Below are 19333 nucleotides of genomic sequence, written 5' to 3' on the forward strand. Positions count from 1 at the left end.
ATCGGCCGACGGGGATCGGCGTCCGGGGGGCGCGCCTTACAACCGCTCGATGGCCAGGGCCACCCCCTGGCCGCCGCCGATACACATGGTGACCACGCCCTTGTCCACACCGTCGCGCTGCATGGCGTGGATAAGTCGGGTGGTGAGCACCGCGCCGGTGGCGCCGATCGGGTGGCCGTGTGCCACCGCGCCGCCCTCGACGTTAACCCGCTCCGGATCGAGACCCAGGTCCCGGGTGACGGCGATGGCGATGGCCGCGAAGGCCTCGTTGATCTCCCAGCGCCCCACCTCATCGGTGGACCAGCCGGCGCGCTGCAGGCACTGCCTGACCGCCGGTACCGGGCCGATCCCGAACATCCCCGGCTCGACCCCGCCGACGCCGTAGGCCACCAGCCGCGCTGCCGGCGTGAGTCCGTGCTGACGGGCGGCTTCCTCCTCGGCGACCACCATGGCCGCGGCCCCGGTGTTGACGCCAGGGGCGTTGCCGGCGGTGATGGTGCCCTCCTTGCGGAAGGCCGGGCGCAGCTTCTGCAGGCCCTCGAGGGTGGTGTCACCGCGGTTGTGCTCATCGGTCTCGAAGCGCGTGGGCCCCTTGCGGCCGGGCACGTCCACCGGGGTGATCTCCGCCTCGAAGTGGCCGGCGGACTGGGCGGTGCTGAAGCGTTGCTGCGAACGCAGGGCCCATTCGTCCTGTTCCTGCCGGGTGATCTGATACTGCTCGGCCAGATCCTCGGTATGCCAGCCCGAGTGCTGGTCGGAGAAGGCGTCGTTCAGGCCGTCGCTGAGCACGGCGTCGAGGATCTGCTGGTGGCCGAGGCGGTAGCCGTAGCGGCCCTGCATCAGCAGGTAGGGGGCGCGGTCCATGTTCTCCATGCCGCCAGCGACAGCGGTTTCGGCGAAGCCGAGTGCCACCTCCTGGAAGGCGTTGGCGATGGCCTGGGCGCCGGAGCCGCAGACGCGGTTGACCGTCAGCGCCGGCGTCTCGGCGGGGACACCGCCATTGATCGAGGCCTGGCGGGCCGGGTTCATCTTGCAGCCGGCCTGGATCACGTTGCCCATGACAACGGTATCCACGGCCGCCGGGTCGAGGCCGGAGCGTTCCAGTGTCCCGCGGATGGCAGTGGCACCGAGATCCGGTGCGGGGACGGTCTTGAGGGCCCCGCCGAACGTCCCGATGGGTGTGCGAGTGGGCGAGCAGATGACGACTCGACGCTGGGACATGATGCCTCCTTTCTCGATCGCGTTGGTCCTAAAGGAATAGGTTGGGGTCAACGGTGTTGCCGTTGAGGATGACGCTCAGGTGCAGATGAGGCCCGGTCACCCGTCCGGTCTCCCCGACGGTTCCGATTGCCTCGCCACGCTCTACCCACTGGCCCTTTTCGACGTCCATCTCGTCCAGGTGGCAGTACATGGTGACCAGGCCGGCGCCGTGGTCGATGAACACGGTCTTGCCGTTGAAGTAGTAGTCTCCGGTCTGCACCACGCGGCCGGACTCGGCCGCCTCGATGGGCGTGCCGGTGGGGGCGGCCATGTCGAGACCATTGTGCGGATTGCGGGGTTGGCCGTTGAGAAAACGCCGCAGCCCGAACGTGGCCGAAACCCGGTGCTCTGCGACCGGGGTGTGCAGGTGCAGCCGCGGCTGGGTGTCGACCTCGCGGCTGCGAAAGGCGGCTCGGATCTCGCGCTGTTCGGCCCAGATGCGCTCCAGCGTCTCCTCGGGGGGTGTGACCATGTCTTCGTCGTCGATGGTCAGGTGCTGCTCCTCGTAGTCGATGGGCTCGACTTCGAAGGTGTGCCGGGTCCCATCCACCTTGAGGGTGTGGGTTCCAGGGTCGGCGTCCAGGCCGATCCCCACCACCGCCTGCCAGCCTTCCGGCGTGGAGCGCACCATCACCGGCTCGTCGTCATAGCGTACGTCGCCCGGCCGCCTATCGGTCTCCAGATCAACCCGTGCCACGCCGCCGGGGACGGGCCAGTCGGGCAATGGGGCGGCATGCAGCGCAGAGGCCAGCAGCAGCCCGACCGCGGCGGCGAGTGCCGTGACTGCTTTTCCGACGCGGGGGAGCAAGGATTCAGTCGGCATCGGGCAACGGGTCCTCCGTGGTGCGTCTGGCTTCGACCCGACAGTCTAGCGCCCCGTGCGCCAGGCGGGCACGGATGCGCTCGCCCACCTCCACGGCTTCGGCCTGGCGCAGGATGGCGCCGTCCTGCACCCGCTGCACCACCGCGTAGCCGCGCTCCAGCGTGGCAAGAGGGCTGACCGCGTGCAGGGCACGGGAGGCGGTGCCGAGGCGCTGCTGCGAGGCCTCCAGCCGGCCACGCACGGACTGACGCAGCCGCTGCGCCAGCTCTTCGATCCGCCGGCGCTCGTGGGCCGTGCGCCGGCGTGGATCCTGGACCTGAAGCCGCTGCCTGGCGGTTTCAAGCCGTGCACCCCGCATCTCGAGGGCCTGTCGGCCCAGGCGGTGTAGTCGACTCTCCAGCTCGTCGAGGCGTTGCGCCCGGTCGCGCAGCCGCCGTCCCGGGTGCTGTGCTGCCAGCCGGCGCTGGAGCGCCGCCAGCTGTTCGGCGTCGCGGCCGAGGCGCCTTCGCGCGGCGGTCTCCAGGCGGTGGCCGATGCGCTCGAGTCGCTCCTGCCAGGCGTGCCGGTCCGGTGACAGGGTCTCGGCGGCGGCCGAGGGGGTCGGCGCGCGCAGGTCCGCCGCCAGATCGGCGATGGTGACATCCACCTCGTGGCCCACCGCACTGACGACCGGGATCGGACAGGCGCGGATCGCCCGGGCCACCGACTCTTCATTGAAGGGCCAGAGATCTTCCAGCGAGCCGCCGCCCCGGGTCAGCAGCAGGGTATCGACCTCGCACCGGCGGCCGGCGAGTTCCAGGGCCCGGACGATGGCCGGTGCGGCGGCATCGCCCTGGACCGGTACCGGGTAGACCAGCACCGGCAGCGCCGGGAAGCGCCGTTGCAGCACCTGCAGCACATCGCGGATGGCGGCGCCGGTCGGCGAGGTGATGACCCCGAGCCGGCGCGGCAGGCGGGGCAGGGGGCGCTTGCTTGCCGCGTCGAACAATCCCTCGGCGCCCAGGCGCTGCTTGAGCGCTTCGAAGGCGCGCTGCAGGGCCCCCTCGCCGGCCGGCTCGAGGTGCTCGATGACCAGCTGAAACTCGCCGCGGGCGGGATAGAGGCTGGCCTTGGCGCGGACGCGGATCTGGTCGCCGTCGGCGGGCCGGTGCCGAAGCGCCGAGGCGCGGCCGCGGAACAGCGCACAGCGGACCTGGGCACTGGCATCCTTAAGCGTGAAATACAGGTGCCCGGATGAGGGCCGGGCCAGGTTCGAGATTTCGCCCTCGACCCAGATGGACGGCAGGACCGTCTCGAGCATGCCCCGCACCTCCTGGTTGAGCTGCGAGGGGCTGTAGACGGCGATATCGTCGCTGCGGCGCTCCATACTCGGCGGCGGCTCGCTCCAGTTGGCTGATTACAACCTACACGCCGCTATCGCCCATGGGAAGTTTGTTGAGTGGGGGTGCTGCTGCACCGTAAAATACCCTGCTCTTTTCCATCTTCAGACAGCGTCTCCGCCCGAGGTCCCGACACCATGCGAATCGCCCAGGAAGCCCTGACTTTCGATGACGTTCTTCTCCTTCCCGCTGAATCGCACGTGCTCCCTCGGGATGTGGATCTGAGCACTCCGCTGACGCGCCGAATTCAGGTTAACGTCCCGCTGGTGTCCGCAGCCATGGATACCGTCACCGAGGCGCGACTGGCCATTGCCCTGGCCGAGCAAGGCGGGCTGGGCATCATCCACAAGAACATGACCGTCGAGCAACAGGCCGCCGAGGTGCGCCGGGTCAAGAAGTTCGAGAGCGGGATCATCAAGGAGCCGATCACCGTCTCGCCCTTCATGACCATTGGCGAGGTGCTCAAGCTCACGCGCCAGCACGGCATTTCGGGGGTCCCGGTGGTCGACGGCGAGGAGCTCGTCGGCATCGTGACCGGGCGTGACCTGCGCTTCGAGAGCCGGGTCAGCGAGCCGGTCTCCGTGGCCATGACGCCGAAGGAGCGGTTGGTCACGGTGCGCGAGGGGGCTGAGCGCGACGAGGTGCTGAGCAAGCTGCATCAGCACCGCATCGAGAAGATCCTGGTGGTCGATGACGCCTTCCGCCTGCGCGGCATGATCACCGTCAAGGACATCCAGAAAAGCCAGGACTTCCCCAATGCCTGCAAGGACGAGCACGGCCGTCTGCGGGCCGGCGCCGCTGTCGGGGTCGGTGAGGGCACCGAAGAGCGCGCCGAGGCGTTGGCCGCTGCGGGGGTGGATGTCCTCGTGGTGGATACCGCCCACGGTCACTCCCGCGGGGTCATGGACCGGGTCCGCTGGGTCAAACGGCACTACCCCGATGTCGAGGTGGTGGCCGGGAACATCGCCACCGGCGATGCGGCGAGGGCGCTGGCCGAGGCCGGTGCGGACGCCGTTAAGGTGGGCATCGGCCCGGGTTCGATCTGCACCACCCGCGTTGTGGCCGGGGTCGGGGTGCCCCAGGTGACGGCGATTTCCAACGTCTCCCAGGCGCTGGCCGGGACCGACGTACCGCTGATCGCCGATGGCGGCGTCCGCTTCTCCGGGGATGCCGCCAAGGCGCTGGCCAGCGGGGCGCACACGGTCATGATCGGCAGCCTGCTGGCCGGTACCGAGGAGGCGCCGGGCGAAGTGGAGCTCTACCAGGGGCGTTCCTACAAGGCCTACCGCGGGATGGGGTCCCTCGGGGCCATGTCCGGTAGCCAGGGGAGCGCTGATCGCTACTTCCAAGAGGGGTCGCAGTCGGTGGATAAGCTCGTCCCCGAGGGGATCGAGGGCCGGGTGCCCTACAAGGGGAGCATGGTCACCATCGTCAACCAGCTCATCGGCGGGATCCGGGCCAGCATGGGTTACGTCGGCTGCGCCACCATGGAGGAGATGCGTACACGGCCGCAGTTCGCCCGCATCACCGGCGCCGGCATGCGTGAGAGCCACGTCCACGACGTGACCATCACCAAGGAAGCGCCCAACTACCGCGTCGAGTAATCAATCGGAGCCGTTGCCTGTGAGCGAGCAGTCCGGGGCGGATATCCACGCCCACCGCATCCTTATTGTCGATTTCGGTTCGCAGTACACCCAGCTCATCGCTCGTCGCGTACGGGAGTGCGGAGTGTACTGCGAGATCCGCGCCTGCGATGCCGATGACCGGGCCGTGCGCGACTTCGCACCGTCCGGGGTGATCCTCTCCGGCGGCCCGGAGACAGTCACCGACGCTGAGACCCCGCGCATCCCCGCGGCCGTGTTCGAACTCGGAGTGCCGCTGCTCGGGATCTGCTACGGCATGCAGGCGATGACCGCCCAGCTCGGCGGGCGCGTGGCGCCGTCGGATCACAAGGAGTTTGGGTACGCCCAGGTCCGGGCGCGGGGGCATTCGCGGCTGCTGCGCGATATCGAGGACCACGCCAGCGCGGACGGCTTCGGTCTGCTCGACGTCTGGATGAGCCACGGCGATCGGGTCGAGGTGCCGCCGGAAGGCTTCCAGGTGATTGCCGAGACCGAGGCGGCGCCGGTGGCCGGCATCGGCGACGACGCCCGCGGCTGGTACGGCCTGCAGTTCCATCCCGAGGTCACCCACACCGCCCAGGGCGGCCGCATCCTCGAGCGGTTCGTGCGCGAGATCTGTGGCTGCCCCGGCGACTGGACACCGGGGAACATCGTCGAGGATAGCATCGCGCGGGTGCGCGAGCAGGTTGGTGATCGCCACGTGGTCCTCGGGCTCTCCGGCGGTGTCGATTCCTCGGTGACGGCCGCGCTGCTGCACCGGGCCATCGGTGAGCAGTTGACCTGCGTGTTCGTCGACAATGGCCTGCTGCGCCTGGGCGAGGCCGAGCAGGTTATGGCCACCTTCGCCCGCCACATGGGGGTGCGGGTCATCCATGTCGATGCCGAGGATCGCTTCCTGGCCGCGCTGGCCGGGGTCGAGGACCCCGAGGAGAAGCGTCGGATCATCGGCAACCTGTTTGTCGAGATCTTCGACGAGGAGGCCGGCAAGCTCGAGGACGTGGAGTTCCTGGCCCAGGGCACGATCTACCCCGATGTGGTGGAGTCGGCGGGCAACGCCGGCGGCAAGTCCCACGTCATCAAGTCGCACCACAATGTGGGTGGGCTGCCCGAGACGATGAAGCTCAGGCTCGTCGAACCGCTGCGCGAGCTGTTCAAGGACGAGGTGCGGCGCGTCGGGCTGGAACTGGGGCTGCCGGCGGATATGCTCTACCGTCACCCCTTCCCGGGGCCGGGATTGGGGGTGCGGATCCTGGGCGAAGTCCACAAGCGCTATGCCGATTTGCTGCGGCGGGCGGATGCGATCTTCATCGAGGAGCTGCGCCGATGGGACTGGTACGAGCGCACCAGCCAGGCCTTCGCCGTCTTCCTGCCGGTGCGATCGGTGGGCGTGACCGGGGACGGCCGCCGCTACGAGTACGTCGTCGCCCTGCGCGCCGTTGAGACGGTGGATTTCATGACCGCCCGCTGGGCGCAGCTCCCCTACGAGTTCCTCGACCACGTCTCGCGGCGCATTATCAACGAGATCGACGGCATCTCGCGCGTGGTCTACGACATCTCCGGCAAACCCCCGGCCACCATCGAGTGGGAGTGAACGGGGCATCGGACGACGCGCAGTGGATGGCGCGGGCGCTGGAGTTGGCCCGGTGCGCCGCCGGGCAGGGCGAGGTGCCGGTGGGGGCGGTGGTGGTCCGCGACGGGGCGCTCCTCGGCGAGGGCTGGAACCACCCCATCGCCAGCCGGGACCCGACCGCCCACGCCGAGCTCAACGCCCTGCGTGCCGCCGGCCAGGCCGCCGGGGCCTACCGTCTGCCCGGGGCCACCCTCTACGTCACCCTTGAGCCTTGTTTCATGTGCGCCGGGGCCATGATCCATGCCCGGATCGGTCGGCTGGTCTACGGCGCCTCCGATCCGAAGACCGGCGCCTGCGGCGGTCAGTTCGATCTGCTCGGCCTGCCGGGGCACAACCATCGCGTTGAAGTGACGGCCGGGGTCTCCGGCACTGTGGCCGCCGAGCTGCTGCGCGAGTTCTTCCGCGCCCGGCGCTAGCTGTCCCGGGCCGCGTCGACGCTCTGGCACCGGCGCGGCTATAGTCACGGTATGCACGACGACGCCACCACCATTGTCCCGTTCCGGGGCGGCGCGCTGGAGCGCGCTGCCTGGGACCGGCTGTGGGACGCTGCCGACAGCGGCTGCGTGCGCCGGGCGCTGGGCGAGCGGCGGGTTCGCTATCACCGCCGGGTTGAGCAGGAGATGGCGGCTTTCGCGCGCCTCGGATTGGAGCCTGGCGTACTCCTGGAGCTTTCCTGGGTGGTTCAGGACCTGGCGGCCCGCGGCGTCACCTTCGGCGCGGGCTACGGCCCGCAGAGCGGCTCCCTGCTGCTCAACCTGCTCGGTCTCAACGGGATCGACCCCATCGATCACGGGCTGCCGTTCCTCGGTTTCGGGCGCGAGCTGGAGGCGCGGCGCCTGCACTTGCGCGTGGCCAGCCGTGCCGAGCAGGCCGAGCTGACCTCGGCACTGCGCCGCGGTGGCCCGGCGCCGGCCGACGCGCCCGAGCAGGGGATCGAGGTCGTGGTCGGTCATGAGCCGACACTGGCGCTGACGCGCGAGATGGCCCGCCTGGCGCGGGCGCTGAACGGCGGGCGTGACTGCGATCCTTTGCGCTGGGCCTACCCGTGGGATGACCCGGACACGCTGCGTCTGATCGCTCGGGGCGAGACCGCCGGCATCCCCTTGCTGGAGGGGGCGGAGCTGCAGGCGCGCCTGCGCGAGGCGGCGCCGCGCAGTCTGGAGGAGGTGACGCAGGTCGTGGTGGTCGCCCGGGACGGGGCGCCGCAGGGCCTGACGGAGCGTTACCGGGCGGCGCGCACCGGCGCCACCCGCCCGCCGCTGTCCCACCCGGAGCTGGAGGACATCCTCAACCCGACGGCCAACGTCTGGCTCTATCGCGAGCAGGTCATCGTGGCGCTGGCGCGGTTGCTCGGTTGCGAGCTGGCCGAGGCCGTGACGCTTGCACAGCGGCTGAGCGAGGAGGGGGCCGACGCTCATGAGGGTGAGTTGTCGCGCCAGCTGGGCGAGCGCATAGCCACCCAATGTCAGCTGCCTCACGCCCGGGGGCTCTACCTGCTGCGCACGCTCCGTCAGGCACTGGCCCAGGTGGTCGATCGTGCGGCGGCGCTGATCGAGATCACCGAGGCCTACCGCCAGGCCTACTACCGGGCGCGCTATCCTGCGGTGTTCCAGGCGGCGCGTCTGAACCGGGCGCTGCAGCGGATTACCCCCCGCAACGGCGTCCGCTACGGCGCCGGTGGAGGGCCGGAAGGGGTGGCTTGCCCCCATCGCGAGGCACTCGTCGATCTGTGCCGGGAGGCGCTTAGTGACGGGGTGATCGTACTACCGCCGGATATTAACCGCAGCGACTGGGGGTTTCGTCCCTTGGACCGGGATACGGTCCTCTTCGGCCTTGGGGCCGTTGCGCAGATCGATCGGCAGACCGCCGAGCGTCTGGTGCTTCGCCGCCGGGGCGGCGAGTACCGCAGCGTGATGGACCTCATCATCCGCGGTTTCGGGGGTACGGCGCCGGCGCAGCAGATTGAGCCGCTGATCTTCTCCGGTGCATTGGATCCGTTCGGCCGGGATCGCTGGCGGTTGCGCAGGGAACTGGACGAGGCGCGGGTCGGCCAGGGGTGGCAATACGCCGCGGATGGGTGGGCAAGCTCCTCTGTGCCGGGCGGTTTGGATGCTTGGGGGGGTGTCGACCCCGGGGAGGGGTGGGCCTTCCAGCGCGAACTCGACGTGCTCGCCTGTGTCCCGTCACGTCAGTACTTTCCGGAATCCGCGTCGGCCGAGCAGCGCCTGCGTCCGGTCCGGTGACCCTGCGGGGCCGGGGCTTGAATTCGCCGCCGATCTCGCGCACAGTATGCCCACGCTAACGGCCGACGCGGTCGTATAGGCATGTAAAGGAAGGTGCCGAGACCCGGAGTCGCTCGACGGCCCGCGGCTGGCTCGGCATCGTCAAATGGGCCTAGGCCCCTGTCCGAGACACGCCCCGCACGGTGCGCGGGCGCATGCCGCACAAGAACCATCGGAAGCAGTAGAGAGGCGAACAATTCGCAACCTGCCCAAGCGTTGGCGGTGACGTGGAAGTCTCCGATCCGAAGCGGGGCACTGTATCCATGGCGCGCGTGCGCCGATAGGGAAGATCGCCAGACAGAGGTGACCTATGAGTGTTCAGACTGAGCAGGACTTCGGGGCGGACCCGACCCAGGTGCGGGACACCGACCACTACACGGAGGAGTACGTCGACGGGTTCGTGGACAAGTGGGACGACCTGATCGACTGGGACAGTCGGGCCCAGAGCGAGGGTGACTTCTTCATCCAAGAGCTCAAGAAACGGGGTGCCAAGCGGGTACTCGACGTCGCAACCGGCACGGGTTTTCACTCGGTTCGTCTGCGCGAGGCCGGTTTCGAGGTCGTGAGTGCCGATGGTAGCGCGGAGATGCTGGCCAAGGCCTTCGAGAATGGGCGAAAACGTGGCCATATTCTGCGCACCGTCCAGGTCGACTGGCGATGGCTGAACCAAGACATCCACGGTCGCTACGACGCCATCATCTGCCTCGGCAACTCCTTTACCCACCTATTCAACGAACGCGACCGCCGCAAGACCCTCGCCGAGTTCTACTCCGCCCTCAACCACGACGGTGTCCTGATCCTGGACCAGCGCAACTACGACGGCATCCTGGATCACGGCTACGACTCCAGCCACACCTACTACTACTGCGGAGACGACGTCTCGGTCTATCCCGAGCACGTGGACGACGGGCTGGCGCGGTTCAAGTACGCGTTCTCCGATGGGTCGACCTATTTCCTGAACATGTTCCCGCTGCGCAAGGAGTACACGCGGCGGCTGATGCGGGAGGTCGGCTTCCAGAAAATCGAGACCTACGGCGACTTCAAGGAGACCTATCGGGACGCCGATCCGGACTTCTTCATCCATGTCGCCGAGAAGGCCTATCGGGAGGAGGAATAACCTGATGAGTCAGTATGATGACGAGGCCATCGAGGTGGCCCGCCAATATTACAACAGTCGCGATGCGGACAACTTCTACTTCCACATCTGGGGTGGTGAGGATCTGCACGTCGGCATCTATCATGACGAGGACGAGCCGATCTTCGACGCCAGTCGTCGGACCGTCGAGCGCATGGCCTCGAAGCTGAGCAACCTGAGCGCCGACAGCTACGTGCTGGACGTGGGCGCCGGTTATGGCGGCGTGGCGCGCTACCTGGCGCATACCTACGGCTGCCGTGTGGTCGCCCTGAACCTCTCCGAGCGCGAGAACGAGCGCGACCGGCAGATGAACAAGGAGCAGGGCGTCGATCACCTGATCGAGGTGGTCGATGGTGCCTTTGAGGACATCCCGTTCGACGCCGAGACCTTCGACATCGTCTGGTGCCAGGACTCGTTCCTGCACAGTGGTGATCGCCCCCGGGTGATGAGCGAGGTGACCCGTGTGCTCAAGAAGGGCGGCGAGTTCATCTTCACCGACCCGATGCAGGCCGACGACTGCCCCGAGGGCGTCATTCAGCCGATCCTGGACCGGATCCACCTCTCCACCATGGGCACGCCGAGCTTCTACCGCGACGAGCTGAAGAAGAACGGCATGACGGAGCTGGAGTTCGAGGACAACACGCCCCAGCTTCCGCGCCACTACGGCCGTGTCCACAAGGAACTGGAGCGGCGCGGGCACGAGCTCGACGGCATCGTCTCCGACGATTACGTCGCCCGCATGAAGAAGGGTCTGCAGCACTGGGTCGAGGGTGGCAACAACGGCTACCTGACCTGGGGCATCTTCCACTTCCGGAAGGACTGATCCCGCGCACTTATCCATTTCTCCCGGGCCGCGCGCGGCTGCGGCCGCGCCGCCGGGTTTGTATAACCTGAGAATCCTTAGCGAGAAGGAGTAACCATGAGCAAGCGCTACCTCTTTACGTCTGAGTCGGTGTCCGAGGGCCATCCGGACAAGATGGCCGATGCCATCTCCGATGCCCTGCTGGACGAGTTCCTGCGCCAGGACCCGAAGTCCCGCGTCGCCGCCGAGACCATGATCCAGACCGGCATGGTCGTCGTTGCCGGCGAGATCAAGACCACGGCCAAGATCAACGTCGAGCCGCTGGTCCGCGACGTGGTCCGGGAGATCGGCTACACCAGCTCGGACATGGGCTTCGACGCCGACACCTGCGCGGTCCTGAACGCGCTGGGCGAGCAGTCGCCCGACATCAACCAGGGCGTCGATCGCGAGAAGGAAGAGGAGCAGGGCGCTGGCGACCAGGGCCTGATGTTTGGCTACGCCACCAATGAGACCGACGTGCTCATGCCGGCGGCCATTCACTACTCCCATCTGCTGGTCAAGCGCCAGGCCGAGGTGCGCAAGAACGGCAAGCTGCCGTGGCTGCGCCCGGACGCCAAGAGTCAGGTCACCTTCCAGTACGAAGGCGACAAGATCGTTGGCTGCGATGCGGTGGTGCTCTCCACCCAGCACGACGAGACCGTGGACCAGAAGACCGTCCACGAGGGCGTGATGGAGGAGATCATCAAGCCCGTGCTCGGCAGCACCGGCTGGCTGACCAACGACACCAAGTACCACATCAACCCGACCGGGCGCTTTGTTACCGGCGGCCCGCTGGGTGACTGCGGCCTGACCGGCCGGAAGATCATCGTCGACACCTACGGCGGCATGGGTCGCCACGGTGGTGGCGCCTTCTCGGGCAAGGACCCGTCCAAGGTCGACCGTTCGGCCGCCTACGTCGGCCGCTATGTGGCGAAGAACGTCGTCGCCGCCGGCCTGGCCGATCGTTGCGAGGTGCAGCTCTCCTACGCCATCGGCGTCGCCGAGCCGACCTCCGTCAACGTCGAGACCTTCGGTACCGGCAAGGTCGACGAGGAAGTGATCAACAAGCTGGTCCGCGAGAACTTCGACCTGCGTCCGTACGGCATCCTCAAGATGCTGGGTCTGGAGCAGCCGATCTACCGCCCGACCGCCGCTTACGGCCACTTCGGCCGCGAGGACATCGACGTGCCGTGGGAGCGCACCGACCGTGCTGCTGCCCTCAAGGACGCCGCTGGCCTCAAGTAACTGAATACGCAAGGAGTAACTCGATAGCATGAGTAATCAAGACTACAAGGTTGCCGATATCTCCCTGGCCGACTGGGGCCGCAAGGAGATCAAGATCGCCGAGAGCGAGATGCCGGGTCTGATGGAGACCCGGCGCGAGTTCGCCGCGCAGAAGCCCCTCAAGGGTGCGCGCATCGCCGGCTGCCTGCACATGACCATCCAGACCGCGGTCCTGATCGAGACCCTGCAGGAGCTGGGGGCCGAGGTTCGCTGGTCCTCCTGCAACATCTTCTCCACTCAGGACCAGGCGGCCGCTGCCGTTGCGGCCAACGGCACCCCGGTCTTTGCCTGGAAGGGCGAGACCGAGGAGGAGTACTGGTGGTGCATCGAGCAGACCATCAACGGTCCGGACGGCTGGAAGCCGAACATGCTGCTGGACGACGGTGGTGACCTGACCGCCGTGATCCACGAGCAGTACCCGGACATGATGAAGGACATCTACGGTGTCTCCGAGGAGACCACCACCGGCGTGCACCGTCTCTACGAGATGAGCCGCAGGGGCGAGCTCGGCATGCCGGCGTTCAACGTCAACGACTCGGTCACCAAGTCGAAGTTCGACAACCTCTACGGCTGCCGTGAGTCGCTGGTCGACAGCATCAAGCGCGCCACCGACGTCATGATCGCCGGCAAGGTGGCTGTCGTGGCCGGCTTCGGCGACGTCGGCAAGGGCTCGGCGCAGTCGCTGCGTGGCCTGGGCGCCCAGGTGTGGGTCACCGAGGTCGACCCGATCTGTGCCCTGCAGGCCTCCATGGACGGCTACAAGGTCGTCACCATGGAAGAGGCCGCCCCGGTGGCCGACATCTTCGTCACCGCCACGGGCAACTACAATGTGATCACCCACGATCACATGAAGGCGATGAAGGACGAGGCCATCGTCTGCAATATCGGCCACTTCGACAACGAGATCGACGTGGCGAGCCTGAAGCAGTACAAGTGGGACGAGATCAAGCCGCAGGTCGACCACATCGAGTTCCCGGACGGCAAGAAGATCACCCTGCTCGCCGAGGGCCGTCTGGTGAACCTGGGCTGCGCCACCGGCCACCCGTCCTTCGTGATGTCCAACTCGTTCACCAACCAGGTCATGGCTCAGATGGAGCTCTACAACAACCCTGGCAAGTACGAGAAGGACGTCTACGTGCTGCCCAAGCACCTGGACGAGAAGGTTGCGGCGCTGCACCTGGGCCGCGTCGGCGCCAACCTGACCCGTCTCAGAGAGGAGCAGGCCGAGTACATCGGCGTCTCCGTGGATGGGCCGTTCAAGCCGGAGTGGTACCGCTACTAAGCCGGTAAGCCACTACGGCTTGACCGACAGACCCGGGGGGGGGGCCCCCCCCCCCCCGGGGGGGGGGGGAGGCCCCCCCCCTCCCCCCCCCCCCCGGGGCCCCCCCCCCCCCCCCCGGGGTCTCGGTTGAGCGCCCAGAGCGTTCAGCGTTCAGCGTTCGGGCCAAGCGGTCCGAACGCTGAACACTGAGCACTGAACGCTTCGAGTCAATCGGAGGGGTTCAATGGAAAGTCAAAAGAAACACCCCCGCGTCTTCAGTTTCGAGTTCTTCCCGCCCAAGACGGACGAGGGGGCCGAGAACCTGAAGGCCACGCGGGAGCGCTTGGAGCGGCTGAACCCGGCCTACTTTTCGGTGACGTTCGGCGCCGGGGGGTCGACCCAGGATCGCACCTTCGAGACGGTCATCGACATCCAGCGCAGCAGCACCGCCGACGCGGCGCCCCACCTGTCGTGCATCGACGCCAGTCGGGATCGGCTCAAGCAGATGATCCTCGACTACAAGGAGCAGGGTGTGAAGTACATCGTTGCCCTGCGCGGCGATCGGCCGTCCGGCTCCGGATCCATGGGCCAGGGCGAGCTGAGTTACGCCAACGAGCTCGTCGAGCTCATCCGCGAGGTCACCGGTGACCACTTCTACATCGAGGTGGGTGCCTATCCGGAGTTCCACCCGGAGGCCCCGGACGCCCTGACCGATATTGAGAACTTCGTCCGCAAGGCCAAGGCCGGCGCGGACTCGGCAATCACGCAGTTCTTCTACAACGCGGATTGCTACTACCGCTTTGTCGAAGATTGCGAGAAGCGCGGGGTGGACATCCCGATCGTCCCCGGCATCATGCCGCTGATGAACTTCGAGCAGCAGGCGCGTTTCGCCGCGGCCTGCAAGGCCGATATGCCGCGCTGGCTGGCACAGCGGATGGAGGCCTGGAAGGATGACCCGCAGTCGCGGATGGAGTACGGCATCGACGTCGTGACGCGGCTGTGCGAGGACCTGCTGGACAACGGTGCGCCCGGTATCCACTTCTACGCCCTGAACAAGGCGCCGGTGGTCGAGCGCATCTGGCACAACCTCGGGCTGTCGGAGCAGACCGGCGGCGAGGTGCGCAAGCCGGACGAGGTCGAGGTGCCGGCGCAGCCCTGAGACCGGCGCTGCACCAGAATCGGCCGGAACGAGACCCCCGCCGGGCAGGTGCCTGGCGGGGGTCTTTTGCAATGGGCTGGGGCCGATGGGTCGGTTTTAGAGGTTCTCCTCCAGCCATTCCAGCTCCTGCCAGAGCTGCGCCGGGAGCCGGTCGCCGAACTGCGCGTAGTGATCGCGGATAAGCTCGATCTCCCGCCGCCAGCCCGGGGCGTCCACCTCCAGCAGGTCGGTGAGGGTCTCCGGGCCGATCTCCAGGTCGCTGAGGTCGACGTCGCCGGGGCGAGGCAGCCGCCCGATCGGGCTCTCGAGGGCGTCGATCTCGCCTCGGTTGCGCTGGAAGATCCACTTCAGGACCCGGGCGTTATCGGAGAAGCCCGGCCAGATGAAGCGGCCGTTGTCGTCCTTGCGGAACCAGTTGACGTGATAGATCGTCGGTAGCTGGCGTCCCGACTGCTCGCCCAGCCGGAGCCAGTGGGCGAAGTAGTCAGCCATGTTGTAGCCGCAGAACGGCAGCATGGCCATGGGATCGCGGCGCAGGGCCCCCAGGTTGCCGGTGGCAGCGGCGGTCTTCTCGCTGCCCATGACCGAGCCGAGGAAGACCCCGTGCTGCCAGTCTCGCGCCTCCTGGACCAGGGGGATGGTCTCGCCCCGGCGGCCACCGAAGATGATGGCGTCGATGGGCACACCCGCCGGGTCGTTCCACTCGGGGGCGATCGCCGGGCACTGGTGGGCCGGGGCCGTGAAGCGGGCGTTGGGATGGGCTGCCGGCTCGCCGCTGTTCGGCGTCCACGGGCGTCCTTTCCAGTCGGTGAGTTCGGCCGGCGGCTCGTCGGTCATCTCTTCCCACCAGACGTCGCCCTCGGGCGTTCCGGCGACGTTGGTAAAGATGACGTTGCCGTGGAGGGCCTCCATGGCGTTGGCGTTGGACTTGTACGAGGTGCCCGGCGCCACCCCGAAGAAGCCGGCTTCGGGGTTGATGGCGTAGAGGCGCCCGTCAGAGCCGAACTTCATCCAGGCGATGTCGTCGCCGATGGTCTCGACCTTCCAGCCCGGCATGGGCGGCCGCAGCATGGCCAGGTTGGTCTTGCCGCAGGCCGACGGGAATGCCCCGGCCATGTACTGGACGTCGCCATCGGGGCTGGTGAGCTTGAGGATCAGCATGTGCTCGGCCAGCCAGCCCTCGTCCCGGGCCATGGCCGAGGCGATGCGCAGGGCGAAGCACTTCTTGCCGAGTAGCGCGTTGCCGCCGTAGCCCGAGCCGTAGGACCAGATCTCCCGGGACTCGGGGAAGTGGACGATGTAACGGTTGTCCGGATCGCAGGGCCAGGGCACGCCGGGGTCGCCGTCACGCAGCGGATAGCCCACGGAGTGGAGGCAGGGGACGAAGCGTCCGTCACGGCCGAGGACGTCGAGCACCGGCTGACCTACACGGGTCATGATGTGCATGTTGGCCACGACGTAGGGCGAGTCGGTGAGCTGGACGCCGATGTGCGCGATCGGCGAGCCCACCGGCCCCATCGAGAAGGGAATCACGAAGAGGGTGCGGCCCTCCATGCAGCCGTCGAACAGGCCGCGGAGGTGGCTGCGCATCTCCTCCGGGTCGGCCCAGTTGTTGGTGGGGCCGACGTCGTCGGGATCGGTCGAGCAGATGAACGTGCTGTCTTCAACCCGAGCCACATCGGCCGGGTCCGAGCGAATGAGCAGGCTGTTGGGGCGTAGCTCGGGGTTGAGCCACTGGGCGGTTCCGTCGGCGACCATGAGCTGGCACATGGCCTGGTACTCGTCCCTTGACCCGTCACACCAGTGGACGTTGCTCGGTCGGCACAGCTGGCGGATCTCCTCGACCCAACGAAGCAGCTGTTGGTGTTCCGTCATGGTTCCTCCCGTGGGGCACGGCGTCGGTTTTAGCAACGACCTATCAATGAACATGATGGGTCATGGTTTCGCGATTGTTAAGTCGCAGCCTACCACGGTGTCCGCGTTTGCGGCCTGAACGGGGTGCGTTATGGTTACGGCATGAGCCAAAGACGGAACACCACCGCCGGGATGCCTATCCACCCGGGCGAGGTGCTGCTCGAGCAGTTCCTTGAGCCGGCCGGGTTGTCCCAGTACAAGCTGGCCCGCGCCATCGGCGTGCCGCCCCGGCGCATCAATGAACTGGTATTGGGCAAGCGCGGCATCTCAGCGGATACCGCGCTGCGTCTGGCCCGTTTTTTCGGCACTGCGCCGGAACTGTGGCTGCAGCTGCAGAATCAGTACGACCTGGATCGTGCGCAGATCGTTTTGCAGGGCAAGTTGGAGACGATCCAGCCGCTGGCTACCAGGGAAGGATCTCCCGGTTAGGGGCGTGCCAGAAGCGCCCCGAGTCCTCCAGGCTGACGTGGTCCATCCGGTCGATCAGCCCGGCAGCGGACTCCGGCGGGTCGATTAGGCCGTTTTGGCTGGTCATGTCCGTGCGCACCCAGCCGGGGTGTAGCAGGGCCACGGCGATCCCGCGCGGGCGTAGGTCGTGGGCCAGCGAAACGGCCGCCATGTTCACCGCGGCTTTCGACATCCTGTATCCGTAGCTATTGCCAGAGGTGTTGTCGCCGATCGAGCCCATGCGACTGGTGACGATCCCCAGTTTACCGCCGTCGCTGAGCAGGGGATGGAGAGCTTCCGCGGCCATCAGCGGGCCGAGGGCGTTGGTCTCGAACTGGGCGCGGATACCCGCCACTGCGGCCTCGTCGAGGGCGCCCAGGCGCTGGACCCGCATCAGCCCGGAGACCACCAGGACCCATTCCAGGGGTTGCCCGGACAGTTGGTCGGCCAGGGCATCGAGCGTGTCGTGCCGGGTGATGTCCACTCCTTCGTGGACCTGGGCGCCGGTGTTGCGCAACTCCTCCGAGGCGCTGCGCGCGGTAGCGATTACGTGGTCGCCGCGCGCACAAAGCTGCCGCGTGGTCTCCAGGCCGATGCCTCGGTTGGCGCCTAGGATCAATTTCGCCATTATGCTGCCTCCTAGTGGTGATCGCCCTCGGCGCGGCGCCAGAGCAGGTGGAGGATCGGGGCGGTATCGCCGCCACTCCCCCGCTCCTGCCAGAGGTCGCCGGCGGCCGCGGCGGTGGCCATCCAGCTCGCCACACAGCGGGCCTCATCCGGACCGCCGGGATGCCCCCGGTAGGCGATGACGCTGATCAGGCCGCCGGGCCTGAGCAGTTGCCGGGCGGCGTCCAGTGCCGGCCTGGTCCGCTCCGGGTGCGTCGTGACGCTTCGGTCGCCTCCGGGCAGGTAGCCGAGGTTGAACATGACGGTATCGACGCTGCCGTGCCAGTCCGGCGGCGTCAAGCCGGCAAGGTGCCGATGATCGGCCTGGACCAGGTGGCAGGCGGGCAGGTGTCCGCGTGCTGCTAGGCGAGCCCGCGTATTCTGCAGGGCGTCCCACTGCAGATCGATGACCAGGATACTGCCTCCGGGGTTGGTCTGGGCGGCCAGGAAGCAGGCATCGTGGCCGTTGCCGGCCGTGGCGTCGACCGCGCGGCCGCCACGGCCCAGCACCTGGGCCACGTGGCGGTGAGCGGTCTGCGTCAGGGGTTCGCTCATTCCGGGCGAGCGGGTGCCAGGCAACCCTCGGGCAGTGGTGCGTCCTCGAGCAGGTGCTCGGCCAGCCGCTCGGCTAGGTAGGGGGCCTGGAGCATGGCGCGGGCGCCGAGGCCGTTGAGTACGGCGGCCGGTCGGCCGGGGATTCGGCCGAGCACCGGGCAGCGCTGCGGGGTGGCCGGTCGGGTGCCGGCCCGATGCTCGACGACCTCCATCCGTGGCGGCCGAGAAAGCAAACGGGGGAGCTGGCCGAGCAGGGTTTCGCGACCGGACTCGGTGGCTGCGGCAGGGGTGTCGGGCTTGCCGTAGGTGGCGCCGAGCCGGAAGACGCCGCGCTGTCCGGGCTGCGGTGCCAGGTAGCCAGCTCGGCCATGGTAGATGTGGTTGGGGATCGGGTGCGTGGGGCGCACGGTGAGCACCTCGCCGGGGACGCACTGCAGACCGACGCCGGCCAGCCAAGGGTTGTCCGAGCCGCTGGGGCCGTCGCAGAAGACCACCTCACGGTAGCGCTGGCCCTGCCAGGTGACTCCATCGGCATCGGTTCGGAGCGCCTCGGTCGTTACCATCCCGTCGCGCAGCGAGTCCCGATCGCGCAGATAGTCGGCGACGTGACCGAGCAGCGCCGGGACGTTGACCTGCCCACCGCGGATCTCGAACCCGCCCCAGGGGTCGGCCAGAACGCCATCGTGATCGCCGGGTGAGAACTGCCGCCCGAGCCAGCGGGCAAATGCCGGGTCGAGGCTGCGCTTCTGGAATTGCCGCAGTTCTTCGCGGCCGCCGGCCATGTGCAGGATGTCGTGGGACTGCAGCAGACGCTGCCCGAAGCACCGCTCCAGGCTGCGATAGCGCCGCCACGAGCCGGCGGCGGTCTCCGCGCCGCTAGGGGGGAAGGTCAGGCGCGGACCGGCGATCGGTGTGGCCAGTCCCGGGGTGACCCGCGAGGGGGCGTCGGTCTTGCCGTCATCCACCACAGTCACCGCCGCTCCGCGTTCGAGCAGACTCAGGGCGACCAGGCTGCCGGCGAGGCCCTGGCCGACGATAAGGAAGGGGGGTTGGCTCATTGGGGACTCCTCACAGC

17 protein-coding genes are annotated in these 19333 nt (G+C 67.9%); 10 read left to right on the top strand and 7 right to left on the bottom strand.

The features are described 5' to 3' along the window. Positions 1-36: 36 nt before the first annotated feature. The 3 genes from LRF89_RS07130 to xseA are packed head-to-tail and all read right to left on the bottom strand — an operon-like array spanning position 37 to position 3449. Positions 37-1221, bottom strand: coding sequence for a thiolase family protein (locus tag LRF89_RS07130; RefSeq protein ID WP_201171223.1), 1185 nt, complete (start codon positions 1219-1221; stop codon positions 37-39). Between the two features lie 28 nt (positions 1222-1249). Then, positions 1250-2083: a peptidoglycan DD-metalloendopeptidase family protein gene (locus tag LRF89_RS07135; protein ID WP_238636842.1), complete on the bottom strand. Its 834-nt coding sequence runs from the start codon at positions 2081-2083 to the stop codon at positions 1250-1252. Continuing rightward, the gene (gene xseA / locus LRF89_RS07140; protein WP_201242946.1) at positions 2073-3449 is read right to left on the bottom strand and encodes an exodeoxyribonuclease VII large subunit; all 1377 of its coding nucleotides are present in this window, start codon (positions 3447-3449) and stop codon (positions 2073-2075) included. The genes LRF89_RS07135 and xseA overlap by 11 nt, the downstream gene beginning before the upstream one ends. A 150-nt stretch (positions 3450-3599) precedes the next feature. On the opposite strand from xseA, the gene guaB reads away from it, so the two are divergent. The 9 genes from guaB to metF all read left to right on the top strand — a co-directional run bounded on the left by guaB (position 3600) and on the right by metF (position 14676). After that, positions 3600-5066, top strand: coding sequence for an IMP dehydrogenase (gene guaB, locus LRF89_RS07145; RefSeq protein WP_201171214.1), 1467 nt, complete (start codon positions 3600-3602; stop codon positions 5064-5066). A 19-nt stretch (positions 5067-5085) separates the two neighbouring features. Continuing rightward, on the top strand, positions 5086-6675 hold the full coding sequence (guaA, locus tag LRF89_RS07150) for a glutamine-hydrolyzing GMP synthase (RefSeq protein WP_201171202.1): 1590 nt from the start codon (positions 5086-5088) through the stop codon (positions 6673-6675). Next, a complete protein-coding gene (tadA, locus tag LRF89_RS07155) occupies positions 6672-7130 on the top strand; it encodes a tRNA adenosine(34) deaminase TadA (RefSeq protein WP_338018466.1) in 459 nt (152 codons plus the stop codon). Before guaA ends, tadA begins: the two co-directional genes overlap by 4 nt. A 51-nt stretch (positions 7131-7181) precedes the next feature. Continuing rightward, positions 7182-8957 carry a helix-hairpin-helix domain-containing protein gene (locus tag LRF89_RS07160; protein ID WP_238634426.1) on the top strand — a complete coding sequence of 592 codons (1776 nt, stop codon included), beginning with the start codon at positions 7182-7184 and terminating at the stop codon, positions 8955-8957. 349 nt (positions 8958-9306) lie between these two features. After that, entirely contained in the window at positions 9307-10113 is an 807-nt protein-coding gene (locus LRF89_RS07165; RefSeq protein ID WP_201171175.1) for a glycine/sarcosine N-methyltransferase, read from the top strand. A gap of 4 nt (positions 10114-10117) precedes the next feature. Next, complete coding sequence (locus LRF89_RS07170; protein ID WP_201171173.1) at positions 10118-10954, top strand: sarcosine/dimethylglycine N-methyltransferase; 837 nt, start codon at positions 10118-10120, stop codon at positions 10952-10954. A 96-nt stretch (positions 10955-11050) separates the two neighbouring features. Then, a complete protein-coding gene (gene metK, locus LRF89_RS07175; protein ID WP_201171171.1) occupies positions 11051-12217 on the top strand; it encodes a methionine adenosyltransferase in 1167 nt (388 codons plus the stop codon). 28 nt (positions 12218-12245) lie between these two features. Continuing rightward, complete coding sequence (ahcY, locus tag LRF89_RS07180; protein ID WP_201171169.1) at positions 12246-13538, top strand: adenosylhomocysteinase; 1293 nt, start codon at positions 12246-12248, stop codon at positions 13536-13538. Between the two features lie 223 nt (positions 13539-13761). Beyond that, positions 13762-14676 (top strand): methylenetetrahydrofolate reductase [NAD(P)H], encoded by a 915-nt coding sequence (gene metF, locus LRF89_RS07185; RefSeq protein WP_201171167.1) that lies wholly within the window; start codon positions 13762-13764, stop codon positions 14674-14676. A 96-nt stretch (positions 14677-14772) separates the two neighbouring features. Here the strand turns inward: metF and LRF89_RS07190 are convergent, their stop codons facing one another. Beyond that, positions 14773-16551, bottom strand: coding sequence for a phosphoenolpyruvate carboxykinase (GTP) (locus tag LRF89_RS07190; protein ID WP_201171165.1), 1779 nt, complete (start codon positions 16549-16551; stop codon positions 14773-14775). 141 nt (positions 16552-16692) lie between these two features. On the opposite strand from LRF89_RS07190, the gene LRF89_RS07195 reads away from it, so the two are divergent. Further along, complete coding sequence (locus tag LRF89_RS07195) at positions 16693-17019, top strand: HigA family addiction module antitoxin (RefSeq protein WP_201171163.1); 327 nt, start codon at positions 16693-16695, stop codon at positions 17017-17019. Here the strand turns inward: LRF89_RS07195 and LRF89_RS07200 are convergent. The 3 genes from LRF89_RS07200 to LRF89_RS07210 are packed head-to-tail and all read right to left on the bottom strand — an operon-like array spanning position 16994 to position 19316. Next, positions 16994-17665: an SDR family oxidoreductase gene (locus LRF89_RS07200; protein WP_238632506.1), complete on the bottom strand. Its 672-nt coding sequence runs from the start codon at positions 17663-17665 to the stop codon at positions 16994-16996. The two genes, LRF89_RS07195 and LRF89_RS07200, sit on opposite strands and share 26 nt — an antisense overlap. Positions 17666-17676: 11 nt before the next feature. Further along, the gene (locus tag LRF89_RS07205) at positions 17677-18258 is read right to left on the bottom strand and encodes a tRNA (mnm(5)s(2)U34)-methyltransferase (RefSeq protein WP_201171155.1); all 582 of its coding nucleotides are present in this window, start codon (positions 18256-18258) and stop codon (positions 17677-17679) included. Continuing rightward, positions 18255-19316 (bottom strand): NAD(P)/FAD-dependent oxidoreductase, encoded by a 1062-nt coding sequence (locus tag LRF89_RS07210; protein WP_201171154.1) that lies wholly within the window; start codon positions 19314-19316, stop codon positions 18255-18257. The genes LRF89_RS07205 and LRF89_RS07210 overlap by 4 nt, the downstream gene beginning before the upstream one ends. Positions 19317-19333: the final 17 nt, after the last annotated feature.

The sequence above is a fragment of the Halorhodospira sp. 9621 genome (genome assembly GCF_022228055.1).
Lineage (GTDB): Bacteria > Pseudomonadota > Gammaproteobacteria > Nitrococcales > Halorhodospiraceae > Halorhodospira > Halorhodospira halophila_A.